This is a genomic window from Acidovorax sacchari (assembly GCF_042847045.1).
In the GTDB taxonomy this organism is placed as follows: domain Bacteria; phylum Pseudomonadota; class Gammaproteobacteria; order Burkholderiales; family Burkholderiaceae_C; genus Paracidovorax; species Paracidovorax sacchari.
Genome location: NZ_AP035783.1, coordinates 4,350,029 through 4,364,572 on the forward strand (window position 1 = coordinate 4,350,029; position 14,544 = coordinate 4,364,572).

General features: G+C 69.5%; 15 protein-coding genes. 7 read left to right on the forward strand and 8 right to left on the reverse strand.

The features are described from left to right. Window positions 1-8: 8 nt before the first annotated feature. Together ACGHC0_RS19240 and ACGHC0_RS19245 are read left to right on the forward strand one after the other, a co-directional pair. A complete protein-coding gene (locus tag ACGHC0_RS19240) occupies window positions 9-1,379 on the forward strand; it encodes a M16 family metallopeptidase (protein WP_415268438.1) in 1,371 nt (456 codons plus the stop codon). Between the two features lie 119 nt (window positions 1,380-1,498). After that, window positions 1,499-2,458: a sterol desaturase family protein gene (locus tag ACGHC0_RS19245; RefSeq protein WP_415266481.1), complete on the forward strand. Its 960-nt coding sequence runs from the start codon at window positions 1,499-1,501 to the stop codon at window positions 2,456-2,458. On the opposite strand, the gene ACGHC0_RS19250 is transcribed toward ACGHC0_RS19245, so the two are convergent. The 4 genes from ACGHC0_RS19250 to ACGHC0_RS19265 are packed head-to-tail and all read right to left on the reverse strand — an operon-like array spanning window position 2,379 to window position 5,446. Beyond that, on the reverse strand, window positions 2,379-3,179 hold the full coding sequence (locus tag ACGHC0_RS19250) for an amino acid ABC transporter permease (RefSeq protein WP_415266482.1): 801 nt from the start codon (window positions 3,177-3,179) through the stop codon (window positions 2,379-2,381). The genes ACGHC0_RS19245 and ACGHC0_RS19250 overlap by 80 nt on opposite strands. Then, the gene (locus ACGHC0_RS19255) at window positions 3,176-3,838 is read right to left on the reverse strand and encodes an amino acid ABC transporter permease (RefSeq protein WP_415266483.1); all 663 of its coding nucleotides are present in this window, start codon (window positions 3,836-3,838) and stop codon (window positions 3,176-3,178) included. The genes ACGHC0_RS19250 and ACGHC0_RS19255 overlap by 4 nt, the downstream gene beginning before the upstream one ends. 4 nt (window positions 3,839-3,842) lie before the next feature. Next, window positions 3,843-4,745 carry a glutamate ABC transporter substrate-binding protein gene (locus ACGHC0_RS19260; RefSeq protein ID WP_415266484.1) on the reverse strand — a complete coding sequence of 301 codons (903 nt, stop codon included), beginning with the start codon at window positions 4,743-4,745 and terminating at the stop codon, window positions 3,843-3,845. A gap of 56 nt (window positions 4,746-4,801) precedes the next feature. Next, window positions 4,802-5,446 carry a GntR family transcriptional regulator gene (locus ACGHC0_RS19265; RefSeq protein WP_368352497.1) on the reverse strand — a complete coding sequence of 215 codons (645 nt, stop codon included), beginning with the start codon at window positions 5,444-5,446 and terminating at the stop codon, window positions 4,802-4,804. 182 nt (window positions 5,447-5,628) lie between these two features. On the opposite strand from ACGHC0_RS19265, the gene ACGHC0_RS19270 reads away from it, so the two are divergent. The 5 genes from ACGHC0_RS19270 (at window position 5,629) to ACGHC0_RS19290 (ending at window position 10,125) form a co-directional block, all read left to right on the forward strand. Then, a complete protein-coding gene (locus ACGHC0_RS19270; protein WP_415266485.1) occupies window positions 5,629-6,507 on the forward strand; it encodes an NAD(P)-dependent oxidoreductase in 879 nt (292 codons plus the stop codon). Between the two features lie 44 nt (window positions 6,508-6,551). After that, window positions 6,552-7,193, forward strand: coding sequence for a 4-carboxy-4-hydroxy-2-oxoadipate aldolase/oxaloacetate decarboxylase (locus ACGHC0_RS19275; RefSeq protein WP_415266486.1), 642 nt, complete (start codon window positions 6,552-6,554; stop codon window positions 7,191-7,193). Window positions 7,194-7,217: 24 nt separating this feature from the next. Beyond that, complete coding sequence (locus tag ACGHC0_RS19280; protein WP_415266487.1) at window positions 7,218-8,198, forward strand: Bug family tripartite tricarboxylate transporter substrate binding protein; 981 nt, start codon at window positions 7,218-7,220, stop codon at window positions 8,196-8,198. A 35-nt stretch (window positions 8,199-8,233) separates the two neighbouring features. After that, a complete protein-coding gene (locus ACGHC0_RS19285; RefSeq protein WP_415266488.1) occupies window positions 8,234-9,202 on the forward strand; it encodes a Bug family tripartite tricarboxylate transporter substrate binding protein in 969 nt (322 codons plus the stop codon). 134 nt (window positions 9,203-9,336) lie between these two features. Beyond that, entirely contained in the window at window positions 9,337-10,125 is a 789-nt protein-coding gene (locus tag ACGHC0_RS19290) for an amidohydrolase family protein (RefSeq protein WP_415266489.1), read from the forward strand. A 29-nt stretch (window positions 10,126-10,154) separates the two neighbouring features. On the opposite strand, the gene ACGHC0_RS19295 is transcribed toward ACGHC0_RS19290, so the two are convergent. From ACGHC0_RS19295 to urtC, 4 genes are read right to left on the reverse strand one after another with little or no spacing between them, the layout of a single operon-like run. Continuing rightward, window positions 10,155-11,882 carry a nitrilase-related carbon-nitrogen hydrolase gene (locus ACGHC0_RS19295; protein ID WP_415266490.1) on the reverse strand — a complete coding sequence of 576 codons (1,728 nt, stop codon included), beginning with the start codon at window positions 11,880-11,882 and terminating at the stop codon, window positions 10,155-10,157. Between the two features lie 57 nt (window positions 11,883-11,939). Further along, window positions 11,940-12,632 carry an urea ABC transporter ATP-binding subunit UrtE gene (gene urtE, locus ACGHC0_RS19300; protein WP_415266491.1) on the reverse strand — a complete coding sequence of 231 codons (693 nt, stop codon included), beginning with the start codon at window positions 12,630-12,632 and terminating at the stop codon, window positions 11,940-11,942. After that, on the reverse strand, window positions 12,626-13,384 hold the full coding sequence (gene urtD / locus ACGHC0_RS19305) for an urea ABC transporter ATP-binding protein UrtD (RefSeq protein ID WP_415266492.1): 759 nt from the start codon (window positions 13,382-13,384) through the stop codon (window positions 12,626-12,628). Before urtD ends, urtE begins: the two co-directional genes overlap by 7 nt. After that, window positions 13,381-14,544: an urea ABC transporter permease subunit UrtC gene (urtC, locus tag ACGHC0_RS19310; protein WP_415266493.1), complete on the reverse strand. Its 1,164-nt coding sequence runs from the start codon at window positions 14,542-14,544 to the stop codon at window positions 13,381-13,383. Before urtC ends, urtD begins: the two co-directional genes overlap by 4 nt.

A 14,544-nucleotide genomic window follows, 5' to 3' on the forward strand; every position in this document is an offset into this window, starting at 1 on the left:
ACAGATCCATGGGGAGTTCGCCCTCCCCCGTTTCGTCTCCCCTCCTCCACACCCTCCCCAACGGCGTCCGCCTCCTCGCCCTCCCCATGCCCCACGTGCAGAGCGCCAGCGTCGGCGTGTTCCTGCGCGTGGGCTCGCGCGACGAGACGCCGGAGACCAACGGCATCAGCCACGTGCTGGAGCACATGGCGTTCAAGGGCACGGCCACGCGCTCAGTGCAGGCGATCAACCTGGATGCGGAGCGGCTGGGCGCGGACGTGAACGCGTACACGGGCAAGGACAGCACGGGTTATTTCATGACCGGGCTGGGGCAGCATGCGCTGCAGCTGCTGGGCATGACGGCGGACATCGTGCTGCACAGCACCTTTCCCGAGGCCGAGCTGCAGCGCGAGCTGGAGGTGATCCGGCAGGAGGCGATCGAGTACGACGAGGACCCGGAGGACAGCTCCAGCGACCTGCTGGACCGCGCGCTGTGGGGCGATGATCCGATGGGTATGCCGGTGATCGGCACCGTGGAGAACATCGAGGGCTTCACGCGCGACGACCTGGTGCGGCACGTGCAGCGGCACTACGTGGCCGGCAAGACCATCGTGGCGGCCGCGGGGAATTTCGACGTCGATGCGTGGATGCGGCGCGCAGGGGAGCTTTTCTCGGGGATGCCCGCGTCGCCGGCCGGCGGCGCCGGGTCCCTGCCGCCCGCGCCTGCTCCGCATGTCGGCCAGGCCGTGGCGCGCCGCTTCACGCAGGTGTCGCAGGTGTTCCTGAACATCGCCTTTCCGCTGGGGACCTCGGGGCCCGCGGGGCCTGAGGGCATGGGCACGGCCATGCCGCCGCAGCGCTGGCGCCTGGCCGCGGCGCTGGCGGCCAACCTGTTCGGCGGCGGCATGTCCTCACCGCTGGTGGACACGGTGCGCGAGCGGCTGGGCCTGGCCTATAACGCCGATGCCACGATCGACAGCGGCGACGCATGGCTCAATTTCGTGGTGCATGCCGTCACCACGCCGGACAAGGTCGAGGAATTGGTCCGTGCCACAGGCGGGCTGCTGCATGCGCAGGCCGCCGCCATCGACCCGGTGCACCTGGAGCGCGCGAAGAACCAGCTCACGGTCTCGCGCGTGCGCGGCAGCGAGCGGCCCTTCGCGACGATGGAACGGGCCGTGGAAGAGGTGTTCGCGCACGGCACCGTGACGCCGCTGGCCGAGACAATCGCGCTGATCGGCGACATCCGCGCGGACGAAGTGCAGCAGGTGTTCGCGCGCATGCTCGCCCATCCCCCGGCGCTGTCGATCACGGGCAAGGGCGTGAGCACCAAGTCCGCGCGGCTGCTGGCGGCATCGCTGGCGGCATCGCTGGCTGCAAGTGGCCGCCAGGCCGCCTGACCGCTCTTGCGAAAGGCATCACGGCAGGCGGCGCCCTCCATCGCCCGGTTCACCCCATCTCCAGCGCCTTCCGTCGCATCGCGCTGGCGCCGCCGCGCGCACACCTCTAGATTGGCGGCATGGACGTCCTGTACACGATCCTGAAGTTCGCGATGTTGACCGTGCTGGTCGCATCCGCCGCGGAGGCCGCCGTGCTGTCGCTGCGCGCGGCCGGGCCCCGGTACGACTGGCGCGCGAGCGGGGTGTCGCTTGTCGACTTCCTGGTGCGCGAATACCCGCTGCGCTGGCTGCTGCCGCTCGCGTTCTGGAGCCAGGCGATGGACTGGCTCTACCAGCACCGGCTCTGGACGCTGCCCATGGACCACTGGACCGGCTGGGCCGCATGCTTCATCGCCCAGGAGTTCTGCTACTACTGGTACCACCGCGCCGCGCACCGCGTGCGCTGGTTCTGGTGCACCCACGCGATCCACCACTCGCCGAACGACCTGAACCTGTCGGCCGCATACCGCTTTGGCTGGACGGGCAAGCTCACCGGGACGCTGCTGTTTTTCATGGCCGCGCCCCTGCTCGGCATGCCGCCGAAGGTGATCCTGGTGATGCTGTCGCTGAACCTGCTCTACCAGTTCTGGATCCACGCGACCTGGATCCCCCGGCTGGGTCCGCTCGAATGGATACTGAACACGCCGTCGGCGCACCGCGTGCACCACGCGTCCAACCTCGAATACCTGGACGGCAACTACGGCGGCGTGCTGATCGTCTTCGACCGGCTGTTCGGCACCTACATCGCCGAACGGCCCGACCTGCCGTGCCGCTATGGCCTCGTCCGGCCGGTCACGGGCTACAACCTGCTGAAAATCGAGTTCGACCAGTGGCGCAGCCTGTGGCGCGACCTGCGCGGTGCACGCTCGGTGGCCGAGGCGCTGGGCTACCTGTTCAAGCCCCCGGGCTGGCGCCCTTGCGGCGCGGGAGAAACCACGGAGGACCTGCGCCGCGCCGCGCTCAATGCACCGGCCGCCCCAGCCGCCGGCTCGCCCGCGAAATCGCGTAGTTCACCAGGCAGTACAGCGCCGCCACGATGAGGTACACCGGCACCAGCGAGTGGTAGTTGGCGATGAGCACCCGGGCGTTCTGCATCAGCTCGCCATAGGTGACGACATAGCCGAAGGTGGTGTCCTTCACCACGATGACCAGTTGCGCGACCAGGGCCGGCACGATGTAGCGCAGCGCCTGGGGGAACACGATGGAGAAGAACACCTGGGTTTCCTTCATGCCCAGGCTGCGCGCGGCATCGGTCTGGCCGCGGGGCACGGCGAGCACGCCCGAGCGATAGACCTCGGCCACCACGGCTGCCGTGCTGAGGCCGATGGGCAGGGTCAGCATCCAGTAGGTACTGAGCTTGATGCCAGCCGACGGCAGCACCAGGAAGCACACGTAGATGAGCAACAGCGTCGGCGTGCCCCGCAGGAACTCGATGGCCGCGACGGCCGGCCAGCGCACGACCCGGTACCGCGCCAGGCGCCCCGCCAGCAGCACCAGGCCCAGGGAGAGCGCGATGGCCGCGGCCATCGCCGCCGAGACCAGCGTGCCGAGCAGGCCCTTGGCCAGGAAGGTCCAGGTCGTCGGCCAGGCGAAGAATTTCCAGTAGCGGGCATCGAGCTGCCCGGCGGCATGGAAGCGGAACGCGATGCCGACCGCCAGCAGGAGCAGCACGCCTGCCGCGACCACGCTCGCCACGCGGGTGAGGGTGCGGGCGCGGGGGTTCGGCGCGCCGAACAGGATGTCTTCGAGGGACCGGTTCATCGCAGGATCCGCAGCTTCCTGTCCAGGGCGGCTCCGGCCCAGGCGATGAGCAGGCCGCTGGCCACGTACATCGCGGCCGCGACGGCGAAGGCGGCCATGCCGGCCGCGGAGTCGGTCGCGATCTTGGAGACCAGCGTGGTGAGCTCCCGGCCCGGGAACGGCACCTGCGACGCGAGCGAGGTGGACAGCATCAGCGCGATGAGCAGCGACGTCATCGGCTGCACCACGGAGCGCATCGCCTGGGGCAGCACCACCGACCAGATGATCCGCGCGGGCCGCATCCCTAAGCTGAGCGCGGCCTCGATCTGGCCGCCGGGGATGGTGTTGATGCCCGAGCGGACATAGTCCGCCGTGAACGCGGAGCACACCAGCACCAGGGTCAGCACCACGCTGGGTTCGTAGTCGATCACGAACTCGAGATCGGGCAGCGCGAACACGATGAAGATCAGCAGCGCCACGCTGGGGATGTTGCGGAAGGTCTCGACGTAGAGGGTGAGCACCCAGCGCAGCGGCGGCAGCGGGAAGAGCCGCAGCATCGCCACCGCCATGCCCAGCAGCACGCCGGGCACGAACGACAGCGCGGTGAGCTTCCAGGTCAGCAAAAGGGCCTGCCCGAAGGCAGGCCCGTGGTCGGCCAGGAGCCTGGCAACCTCGCCCATCGGCTCAGGGCAGCGCAGGCGGCGTGGGGACGGCCGTGCTGCCCGTGCGCTGGCCGATGGCGATCGTCCAGAGCTTGGCCCAGGTGCCGTCGGCCTCGATCTTCTTCAGGAACGCGTTCACGAAGGCCACGCCGTCCGAGCCCTTGGGCAGGCCGATGCCGTACGGATCCTGCGCGCCGAACGGTGCGCCCGCGAGCTTCGCGTCGCCGGTGCCGAGGCTCAGGGTGTTGAGCAGCAGCGTGTAATCGGTCACGTAGGCATCCACGCGCCCCTGGCGCAGCCCGTCCAGGGCCTCCTGGTGCGTCTGGAACTCCTGCACGGTGCTCTTGGGCGCGAACTGCGCGAGGATCGCCGGCCCCGTGGAGCCGGCCTGCGTGGCAACCTTCCTGCCGCCCAGGTCGTTGACCGACTGGATCGCCTTGTTGTTCGCCTTGACCAGCACCCCGGCCTGCGAGGTGTAGTACGGGCCCGCGAAGGAGATCTTCTCGGCGCGGGCGGGGGTGATGGAATAGGTGGCGATGACCGTGTCCACCTGGCCGTTGATGAGGACCTGCTCGCGCGTGGACGAGGTCACCTGCGTGAACTGGACCTTGGAGGCGTCGCCCAGGATGTAGCGCGTCAGGAGCTGGGCGATGCCGGCGTCGAAACCGCGCATCCGGCCGTCCTTCTCGTTCAGCAGCGAGAACAGGTTCGAGGTCTGGGTGCCGCCCAGGCGCAGGGTGCCGGCCTGTTTGATCTTGCTGGCCCAGGGGCTCGCCGCGATGGCCTCGGCGCTGGCGACGGGGCCCTGCGCGACCAGCGCGTCGAACGCCGCGGCATCGATGGGCGAGCCCTGGGCGCTGGCTGCGCCGCCGCCGGCGATCGCCAGCGCCGCGACGGAGGATTTCAGGAGGGATTTGATCGTCATGGGCATGCGGTCCTCTCGGATGGTGGATTGCTCGGGGCAATGTATAGCACGCGCCGCTAGCTGCGGCGGGAGCGCACGAACCGGCGGTGCGAGATCTGCAGGTGCAGTTGCATCACCTGCTTGGCCAGCTCTCCGTCCCGCGCCGAGACGGCCAGGGTCAGGTCCTGGTGGTGATGGAGGCTCTGCTCCATGTCCGAGCGGGCATACAGCTGGAACGAGCCGGTGATGACGGGCATGTCGATCATGGTGCCGAGCATGTTCATGAGGCGGTGCGACCCGCTGGCCTGCAGCAGCGTGTGGTGGAAGTCCCGGTTGGCGTCCTGCACCAGCGAGGCCATGTTGGACTTGTTCGCGGCGATGGCTGCGCCCATCCTCGCGTTGCTGTCCTCGAGGCGCTGGAGGACTTCGGGAGTGCAGCGCTCCGCGGCCAGCTGCGCGGCATACGGTTCGAGCAGAAGCCGCAGCTGGAACACCTCGGCGATGTCCCATTCCGTCCAGGCCGCGACCTGTATGCCGCGCCCGCCATCGGACGTGGCCAGCCCGTCTTCCACGAGCCGGCGCAGCGCGGCCCGCACGGGTGTCCGGCTGATCCCGAATTCCTCCGCGAGCGGTTCTTCCTTGAGTTGCGTTCCCGGCTGGTAGTGGCCCGCCACGAGCCGGTGCTTGAGCTCTTCGTATGCCTTCCTCGTTCCGGTGGCCATGCCGCGTCCTTCCATGTCAGCCATGGATTCTATGGAACGGGACGCGCCCGCCGCCATACGCGGCAAACAGTACATAAAAAATACCAAATAGCCCTGATTCCAGCACGCATAGGTGTTTTCCCTGCGGATTGTGGTCTTCAATGTTTTTTATTTGTACTATTCCCGGCAAAGGAACACCGCATATGAAGATTGCAATCATCGGACTCGGGGAGGTGGGACGCACGTTCGCCGCCCCCCTCCACCGGCAAGGTCACGGGCTGCTGTTGTGCGAACGCCAGCCGTCCGCCGCGGCCGCCGCGCTGGCCGAGGGCATGGGAGCGCACATGCACGCCGAACCGGGCCCCTGGCTCGAAGAGGCCGACTGGACCTTCTCCTGCGTCATCGGCAGCCAGGCCCGGGCGGTCGCATCCGCCTGCGCCCGCCACCAGCGCCGCGGATCGGCGATCGCGGACTTCACCACCGCGTCCCCGGAGGACAAGCGCGGTGCCGCCGCGTCCGCAGCACAGTCCGGCGTGGGCTACATCGACACGGCGATCATGGGCGCCGTCTCCCTCGCCCGCGAGCGGACGCCCCTGCTGGCATCCGGCGACCGGGCCGATGAACTGAAGGCCATCTTCGACGGCATCCAGGGGCGCATGGAGGTCATCGAGGGCGGCCGGCCCGGCGATGCCATCGCGCTGAAGATCCTGCGCAGCGTGTTCACCAAGGGCATGGAGGCCCTCAGCGTGGAACTGCTGATGGCGGCCGAACGCCAGGGCGTCCGCGGCAAGCTCCCCGGCGTGCTGGCGGACATCGACCGCACGCCGCTGCGCGACTTCATCGACATGCTCGTGCGCACGCACGTCGTACACGCCGCCCGCCGCGCCCATGAAGTGGAGCAGGCCGCGGAGGAACTGGCGTCCCACGGCCTGCCGTCGCGGGTGCTGGGCGGCGTCGGCGACCGGTTCCGCGCCACGGCCTCGCAGCTCCAGGCATCGCCGCTTCCCCAGGCCGAACCGACCACCGACCAGGCCGTGCAATGGCTGCTGGCCCACGAGGCCCGGCACGCCGCGCCCCGCTGACTTTCCTACCGCCTCCCGCCCCACTCCTCCTTGACAGCGACACCATGACCATCACCCCGGAAAAGCTCCAGGCCCTGCGCGACCTCGGCACCGCCACCATCTACGAAGCGCAAGGCGCCAAGGGCGCCTTCGACCACGGGATGAAACCGATCGACCCGTCCCTGCGCATCGCCGGTCCCGCGCTCACCGTCGATGCCCGCCCTGCGGACAACCTCATCCTGCACTACGCGGTCCAGAAGGCACGACCCGGCGACGTGCTGGTCGTGGATGCCAAGGGCTTCATGGAAGCAGGCCCCTGGGGCGATGTCCTGACGCTGCAGGCGATGAAGAAGGGCATCGTCGCCCTGGTGATCAGCGGATGCGTGCGCGACGCCGATCTCATCATCGACCTGAAGTTTCCCGTCTTCTGCCGCGGCCTGTCCATCAAGGGCACCGGCAAGACCCAGCCCGGCAAGGTCAACGTTCCCATCACCATCGGCGACGTCGTCATCCGCCCGGGCGACATCGTCGTGGGCGACCGCGACGGCCTGGTGCTGGTGCTCCAGGAAGAAGTGGACATGGCCATCGAGAAGAGCAATGCCCGCGAGGCCAGGGAAGCCGGCCAGCGCGAAGCGATCGAACAAGGCGTATCCACCGTGGAACTGCTCGGCCTGGGCGACACGCTCAAGCGCCTGGGCCTGGCCTGAATCCCGGAAATGCGAGGAGACAACATGCAACGCCGCCAATTCCACCTGCTGGCCGTTTCGGCCGCAGCGCTCGGCCTCGTGCCCGCCGCCGCCCGGGCCGCCGACGCCTACCCTTCCCGGCCCGTGCGCCTCGTCGTGGGCTTTCCCCCGGGCGGGTCCGCGGACATCAACGCCCGGCTGGTCGGCCAGCAGCTGGCGAAAGAATTGGGCGGGACCCTGGTGATCGAGAACAAGGGCGGCGCCGGCGGAAACCTGGCCGCCATGGACATCAAGCGCTCCCCGGCCGACGGGTACAACCTGTTCTACGGCACTTCGGCCGTCGTGCTGGCGCCTTCGCTCTACAGCAAGCCCGGCTTCGACCCGTACACCGACTTCATCCCGGTGTCGCTGACCGCCACGATCCCGCTGCTGCTGGTGGCCTCTCCGCAGTTGCCGGCCAGGACCGTCGCGGAACTGGTGAACTACGGCAAGGAGAACCCGGGCAAGCTGAACTACGCATCGTCCGGCGCGGGCGCGCTGCTGCACCTGGGCGGCGCGCTGTTCACCGATGCCATGGGCATCAAAGCGGAACACGTCGCGTACAAGGGCAGCGCGCCGGCCGTGGCGGACCTGCTCGCAGGCAACGTGCAGTTCATGCTGCTGCCCATCAACGAAGCGATGCCGCATGTGCGCGCCGGTTCGATCCGGCCACTGGCCATCACGAGCGACAGGCGCTCCCCGCTCGTTCCCGACGTGCCCACGATGCAGGAGGCGACCGGCCGCAAGGACATGGAAATGGGTGCCTGGCAGGGCCTCATGGCCCCGCGCGGCACTCCACCCGATGTCATCGCGAAGCTGGCGTCCGCACTGCAGGCCACGCTCGCGGACCAGGACCTGCGCAGGAAGCTGGCGGAGCAAGGCTCCACCGTGCTCGGCGGAACCGCGAAGCAGTATGCCGACTACATGAAGCAGGAAGGCGCCCGCTGGAGCAAGGTGGTCCAGGACACCGGCACCCGGCTGGACTGAGCCAGGCAGTGATCGACCAAACCACAGGAGACACCATGGACACAGTACGTCGCTGGATCATCGCGGCCGCAGCGGTCGGGGCCTGCGGGCTCGCCGCCGCGCAGGAATTCAAACAGCCCATCAGGATCGTCGTGCCCTTCGCCGCCGGCGGCGCGACGGATGCCGTGGCGCGCATCCTGGGGCCGGGCCTGTCCCGGGAACTGGGGCAGCCGGTGATCATCGACAACCGGCCCGGCGCCAGCGGCCTCATCGGCTCCAACGTGGTGAAGAATGCCGCGCCCGACGGCGCGACCCTGCTGTTCGCGCTGGACCACTCGCTGGTGGTCGCTCCGCTCATCACCCCCGGGGCGAACTACGACGCCGTCCGCGACTTCCAGGCCCTGGGCACGGTGACCCGCTTCCAGTGGGTGTTCCAGGTGCCGCTCGCGAGCCCCGCCAGGAACCTGGCCGACTTCATGCAGCTCGCCAGGAGCCAGCCCGAGTTGCGCAGCTTCGGCGTGCCGGTCCTGGGCGGCATGCCCGAGCTGATGGGGACGGCCATCGGCGCGAAGGCAGGGGCCCCGTTCGAGCAGGTGCCTTTCCCGGGCTCCGCCCAGTTGATGCCGCTGCTGATCGGTGGCCAGCTCCCTGCCGGCGTGACCGGATCGCCCGAAGCCGTGCAACTGGCCAAGGGCCGCAAAGTCCGTGCGCTGGCCATCACCGGGGACAAAAGGTCCCCGCTGTTCCCCGACGTGCCCACGTTCGAAGAGCAGGGCATTCCGCACATGACCATCTCCAGCTTCAACGCCTTCTTCGGGCCCAAGGCCCTGCCTGCGGCCCTCGCGGCGAGATTCAACGCAGCGCTCCTGAAGACGCTGCAAGACCCGGAAGTCCGCAGCAAGATCGCCGACATGTCGCTGGACCTGGAAGCCCATTCCACACTGGAGGCCGCGGCCGCAGAACTCCGGCAGGATTACGACTTCTGGCATGCACGCAGCGGCAGGCCGGCCGCGCCGCGTCCGTGAGCATCGCCAGCGCCCGCGATCCGTCCACGGGACTTCACGCCATGCTGCCTTCCGAACCGCCGCAGCCCTGTCCATTCAGTGCCGGCACAGGCCGCCCGGGCTTCGCGGTTCCCCCCGGAACCTGCGATTGCCACATGCACTTTTTCAGCGATGCGGCCCAGCCCGTCCCGGGAGCCGTGGTGACGCCCCCGGAAGCGACGCTCGCGCACTACCGCCGGCTCCAGGCGCGGCTGGGCATGTCGAGGTATGTCCTCGTCCAGCCCTCCACCTACGGCCTGGACAACCGGCTGATGCTGGCGGCCCTGGCCGCCAGCGGCGGCAACGCGCGTGGCGTCGCCGTGGTCGATGACCGCGTGGCGCCCGGCACGCTCGCCCGCATGCAGGAGGCCGGCGTCCGCGGCGTGCGCTTCAACCTGGTGCAGCAGGGGGCGACGACGGCCGCGATGCTGGAACCCGTCGCGCAAGCCATCGCGCCGCTGGGGTGGCATGTGCAGATCCACGTGCAGCAAGGCGACCTCATCGCCCTGGCGCCGCGGCTGCAGGGGCTCGGCGTGCCCGTGGTCATCGACCACTTCGGCCGGTTGATGGAGCACCCGGAACTCGCCCCGCAGACCTTCGACCGCATCCGCCGGCTGCTGGACAGCGGCACCGGATGGCTGAAGCTCTCGGGCGCCTACATCGCGACCCGGCACGGCCGGTACGACGGGCTGGACCCGTATGTGCGGCGCCTCGCGGCGGAACACCCGGACCGGTTGCTATGGGGTTCCGACTGGCCGCACGCCACGGAGACGGCGAAGCCCGATGACGCCGAACTCATGGACCTGCTGCCGCGCTGGCTGCCCGACGCCTCCGCGCGGCACACCGTCCTCGTCCGGAATCCGGAAGCCCTGTACGGATTCGAACGCGCGGCGGCCGGGCCCTGAACCGCGCGGGAGCGGCGTGGACGATCGATCTACTCGCTGGCCGTGACGAGCGGCTTGTAATGGTGCGGCAGGCGCATCAGCACCAGGTCCTTGCGGCGCACCACGCTGGTCGGGTAGCGGCTGCCCTCGGCAGAGCGGGTGTCGATGGACAGGCTGGCGACGCCTTCCGGCTCCCAGACCAGCTTTTCCTGCCGCGGGAACTCGAAACTGTCGGGGCCGAAGACGCCGCTGCGCCCGCCATCGGGCGTGTTGGCGAACGCCAGATAGACGTTGTTCTCGCCAGCGCGTGCACGGTAGAGGTGCCAGTGGAGCGGATCGCTGCCGGTGGGGATCGGGTAGTTCTGCCGCACGGCGGAGCCCCCATGCGCGCCGGTGAATCGCCCGCCCTGCGCCGCGGGGCAGGCGATGATGTCGCACCCCTCGAGCGCCAGCACGCGGCCCGCCTCCGGAAAGCTCGCGTCGTGGCCGATGAGCAGGCCCAGGCGGCCGAGCGGCGTGTCGTGCACCGCCCAGCGCTCGCCGGGCGTGGCCCAGGAACGGTCCTGCTGCGTCAGGTGCAGCTGGCGATAGATGCCGATGCGCCCTTCGGGCCCGGCCAGCACCGCGCTGTTGTAGAGCCTGTCGCCATCGCGTTCGGCAAAACCCACCACCAGGTAGAGGCCGAGCCGCATCGCGATGTGCACGACCGCATCCACGGTCTCGCCGTCGGCCGGCACGGCGCTCCGGGCGGGGTCGTGCAGCCCCGTCAGGGCCCGCTCGGGGAACACCACCAGTTCCGCCCCGTCGCGCTGCCGGGCTTCTTCGGCCCAGTGGGCGATGGCGGCCAGGTTGTCGCCGGCCTCCGGCTGCGGCGCGCACTGGGCCACCGAAACCACCGATTGCCGGCCCGGCGGCAGCGGGCGGTGCCCATAGAGGCGGAAGAAATCCGACGGGTTCCACAGGAAGGTGTTGGTCATCAGCGCGGGATAGTGCGCCGGCTGGCGCTGCGCGATCACCGGCTCGCCCAGGAACTCGCGGGCACGGCTGCGGGCCGGGTCGATCTGCGCGTAGCAGATGCCGTCGCCGTCATCGACCGCGGCCAGGATTTCGCCATCGGGCGCGATCACGCAACTGCCGCCGCTGAACTGCACGGTGCGCTCCAGGCCCCAACGATTGCTCTCGACCAGGTAGCAGCCGTTCTCGGCCGCGCGAGTGATCCAGTACGGGGCCGGCGTGCGCTCGGCCAGCCAGTTGCTGATGTGGCAGATCACGTCGGCGCCGCCCAGCGCGCCCAGCCGCGCCGTCTCGATGAAGTGGATGTCCATGCAGACCAGCAGGGCGATGCGGCCCAGCGGCGTATCGAACACCGCGTGGCCCAGATCGCCGGGGGCGGCCCATTTCGGCTCGGAGATGTACGAATGGCTCTTGCGGTGCACGCCGACGACGCCGCCGGGGCCGATCAGCACCGCGCTGTTGTAGTAGAGGTGGGTGGACGGATCCACCTCCGGCATGCCGACGACGATGTGGCAATCGCGCGCGCGGGCCAGCGCGGCGAAGCGTTCGGTGGTGGGACCCGGGATCGGCTCGACCACCGGTGCCACCTCGTCGCGGTCGTGCCAGCAGTAGCCGGTGGTGCCCATCTCGGGCGTGACGACCAGGCGCGCCCCGGCCGCGGCGGCCTCTTCCACCAGGGCGAGCAGGGCCTGCACATTGCGTTCCTTGGCATTCAGGACCGGTTCGAACTGGACGGCGGCGGCGGTAAAGGGTGAAGGGACCATGAAAGGGCTCCTGTGGATGGAAAACGGAGGAAAAGCGGGAGGGGGTGCGGAGCCGGCTCAGATGGTCATGTAGCGATCGACCACCGCATCGGTCAGGTCGGCGACCGGGCCGGCGACCGCGATCGCGCCCTTCTCCAGCATGGCGAAGCTGCTGGCCACGCGGCGGGCGAAACCGATGTTCTGCTCCACCAGCACCATGGTCATGCCCAGCTCGGCATTCAGGCGCACGATGGCGGCCTCGATCTCCTGCACGACCGAGGGCTGGATGCCTTCGTTCGGCTCATCGAGCAGCATCACCTTGGGTGCGGCGGCGAGCGCCCGGGCGATAGCCAGCTGCTGCTGCTGGCCACCGGAGAGCACACCGCCGGGGCGGTCGAGGTTCGCGGCCAGGTAGGGAAACAGCTCCAGCGCCAGCGGCGGCACCTCGCGCGGCCCCTGGCGCGCGAAGGCGCCCATCAGGATGTTCTGCCGCACGGTGAAATCGGGAATGATCTCGCGGCCCTGCGGCACGTAGGCGATGCCGGCGCGCGCACGCAGGTGGGTGGACTGCGCGGCGATGTCGGCGCCGTCCAGCAGGATGGATCCCGTGCTGTGCACCAGGCTGCCGACCAGGGTGCGCAGCAGCGTGGTCTTGCCCATGCCGTTGCGCCCGAGCACGGCCGTGACCTGGCCGGCCGGCACCCGCAGGTCGATGCCGTGCAGCGCATGGCTGCGCCCGTAATAGCTGTGGACGTTCTTCAGTTCTAGCATGGCGTGCTGATCCCGTGTGAACCCAGGTACGCCTCGCGCACCCGGGGATCGCGTTCGATGGCCTCCACGTCGCCCTCGGCCAGCACCTTGCCCAGGTGCAGCACGGTGATGCGCTCGGCGATCTCGCGCACGAAAGCCATGTCGTGCTCCACCACCAGGATGGTGTGGCGGCCGCGCAGGGCCTTGAGGATTTGCGAAGTGCGCAGCGTCTCGGCCTGCGTCATGCCCGCCGTGGGCTCGTCGAGCAGCAGCACCTGCGGCTTCTGGGCGATCAACAGGCCCAGCTCCAGCCACTGCGTCTGCCCGTGGCTCAGGAATGCGGCCTGACGATGCTGCTCGGCCTCCAGGCCGGTCAGTGCCAGGATCTCGTCGATCTGCGCCTCGGCCGCTCCGCCGAAGCGAAAGCGCAGGTTGCGCAGGATCGAGCGCTCGCGGCAGCTGGCCACGCGCAGGTTGTCGCGCACGCTCAGTTCCCGGAACACGCTGGGAATCTGGAACTTGCGGCCGATGCCGGCGCGCGCCACCCGGTACTCGGGCCAGTGCGTGATGTCGCGGCCGTACAGCCGGATGCGGCCCTGGGTGCTGGCCGTCTTGCCGGAGACGAGGTCCATCAGCGTGGTCTTGCCGGCACCGTTGGCGCCCAGCAGGACCCGCAGCTCGCCTTCGTGCACGGTGAGCGATACGCCGTCCACGGCCTTGAACCCGCCGAAGCGCACGCCGATGTCGTCCAATTGCAGTGCGACCTGTGTCATGCGGCCTCCCGGGCGGGAAGGACGGGCGCGGGCTCCGCGGCCTGCGGGGCTTTCGCGGTGTGCGTGGCAAGGCTGCGGCGGCGTGCCAGCAGGTCGTGCCCCCAGCCCGCGATGCCCTTGGGCAGATACAGCACCACCAGCACGAAGACCAGGCCCACGACCACCTTCCATGCCTCCACCAGGGCCGGCGTCTCGCTGGCCGTGGCCTCCAGCAGGTTGATCAGGATGGCGCCCAGGCACGCCCCCAGCAGGGACGACCGGCCGCCCACGGCGGCCCACACCACCATGCTGATGGAGAACGCCAGGTCCATGAAGCTGGGCGAAGCGAACTCGGCCACCACCACGTAGAGCATGCCGGCCACGGCGGCGATGCCGGCCGACAGCGTGAAGAAGAAGGTCTGGTAGTGCGCCACGTCGAAGCCCAGGTAGCGGGCGCGCTGCGGGTCTTCGCCCGCGGCCTTCAGGATCAGGCCTGCGCGGGTGGCCACCAGCAGCCGGGTGCCCACCAGGACCACCGCCAGGGTGCCGGCCACGAGGTAGTAGGCCGGCAGGCCGAACGGGTCGAACTCCAGTCCGCCGATGCGCAGCCAGGCCAGGTCGGTCAGGCCGTTGAAGCCATTGGTGAGCGGCTGTGCATCGACCAGCAGCAGGCGCACCAGCAGCACCACCGCGAGCGTGATGATCGAGACGAAGACGCCGGCGATCCGCTTGCGGAACACCACCACGCCCAGCAGGAAGGCGACCGCCATCGGCAGCAGCAGCCCCATCGCCAGGCCGAAGCCCTGGTGCTGGAACGGCTGCCACAGGAACGCGCCGCGGTTGATGCAGCACAGATCGACCACGGCGCCGGGCTCGGCGTTGGACAGCATGAAATCGGGCACCGGGCCGTGCGCCCCCGGCTGCTGGCTGGCGGGGCTCGCGAGCTTCAGGGCCATGGCGAGCATGTACGCGCCCAGCCCGAAGAACAGGCCCTGCCCCAGGTTGAGGATGCCGGCATAGCCCCAGCCCAGGGCGATGGCCACGCCCAGCATGCCGTACACCAGGTACTTGGCGATGCGGTTGAGCCAGAAGGCATCGAGCACCAGCGGGGCCAGGGCCACGAGCAGGAGGAAGGCACCGTAGGCGGCGAGGGTCGCGCGCCGGTCGAAGGAGGCAGTCAT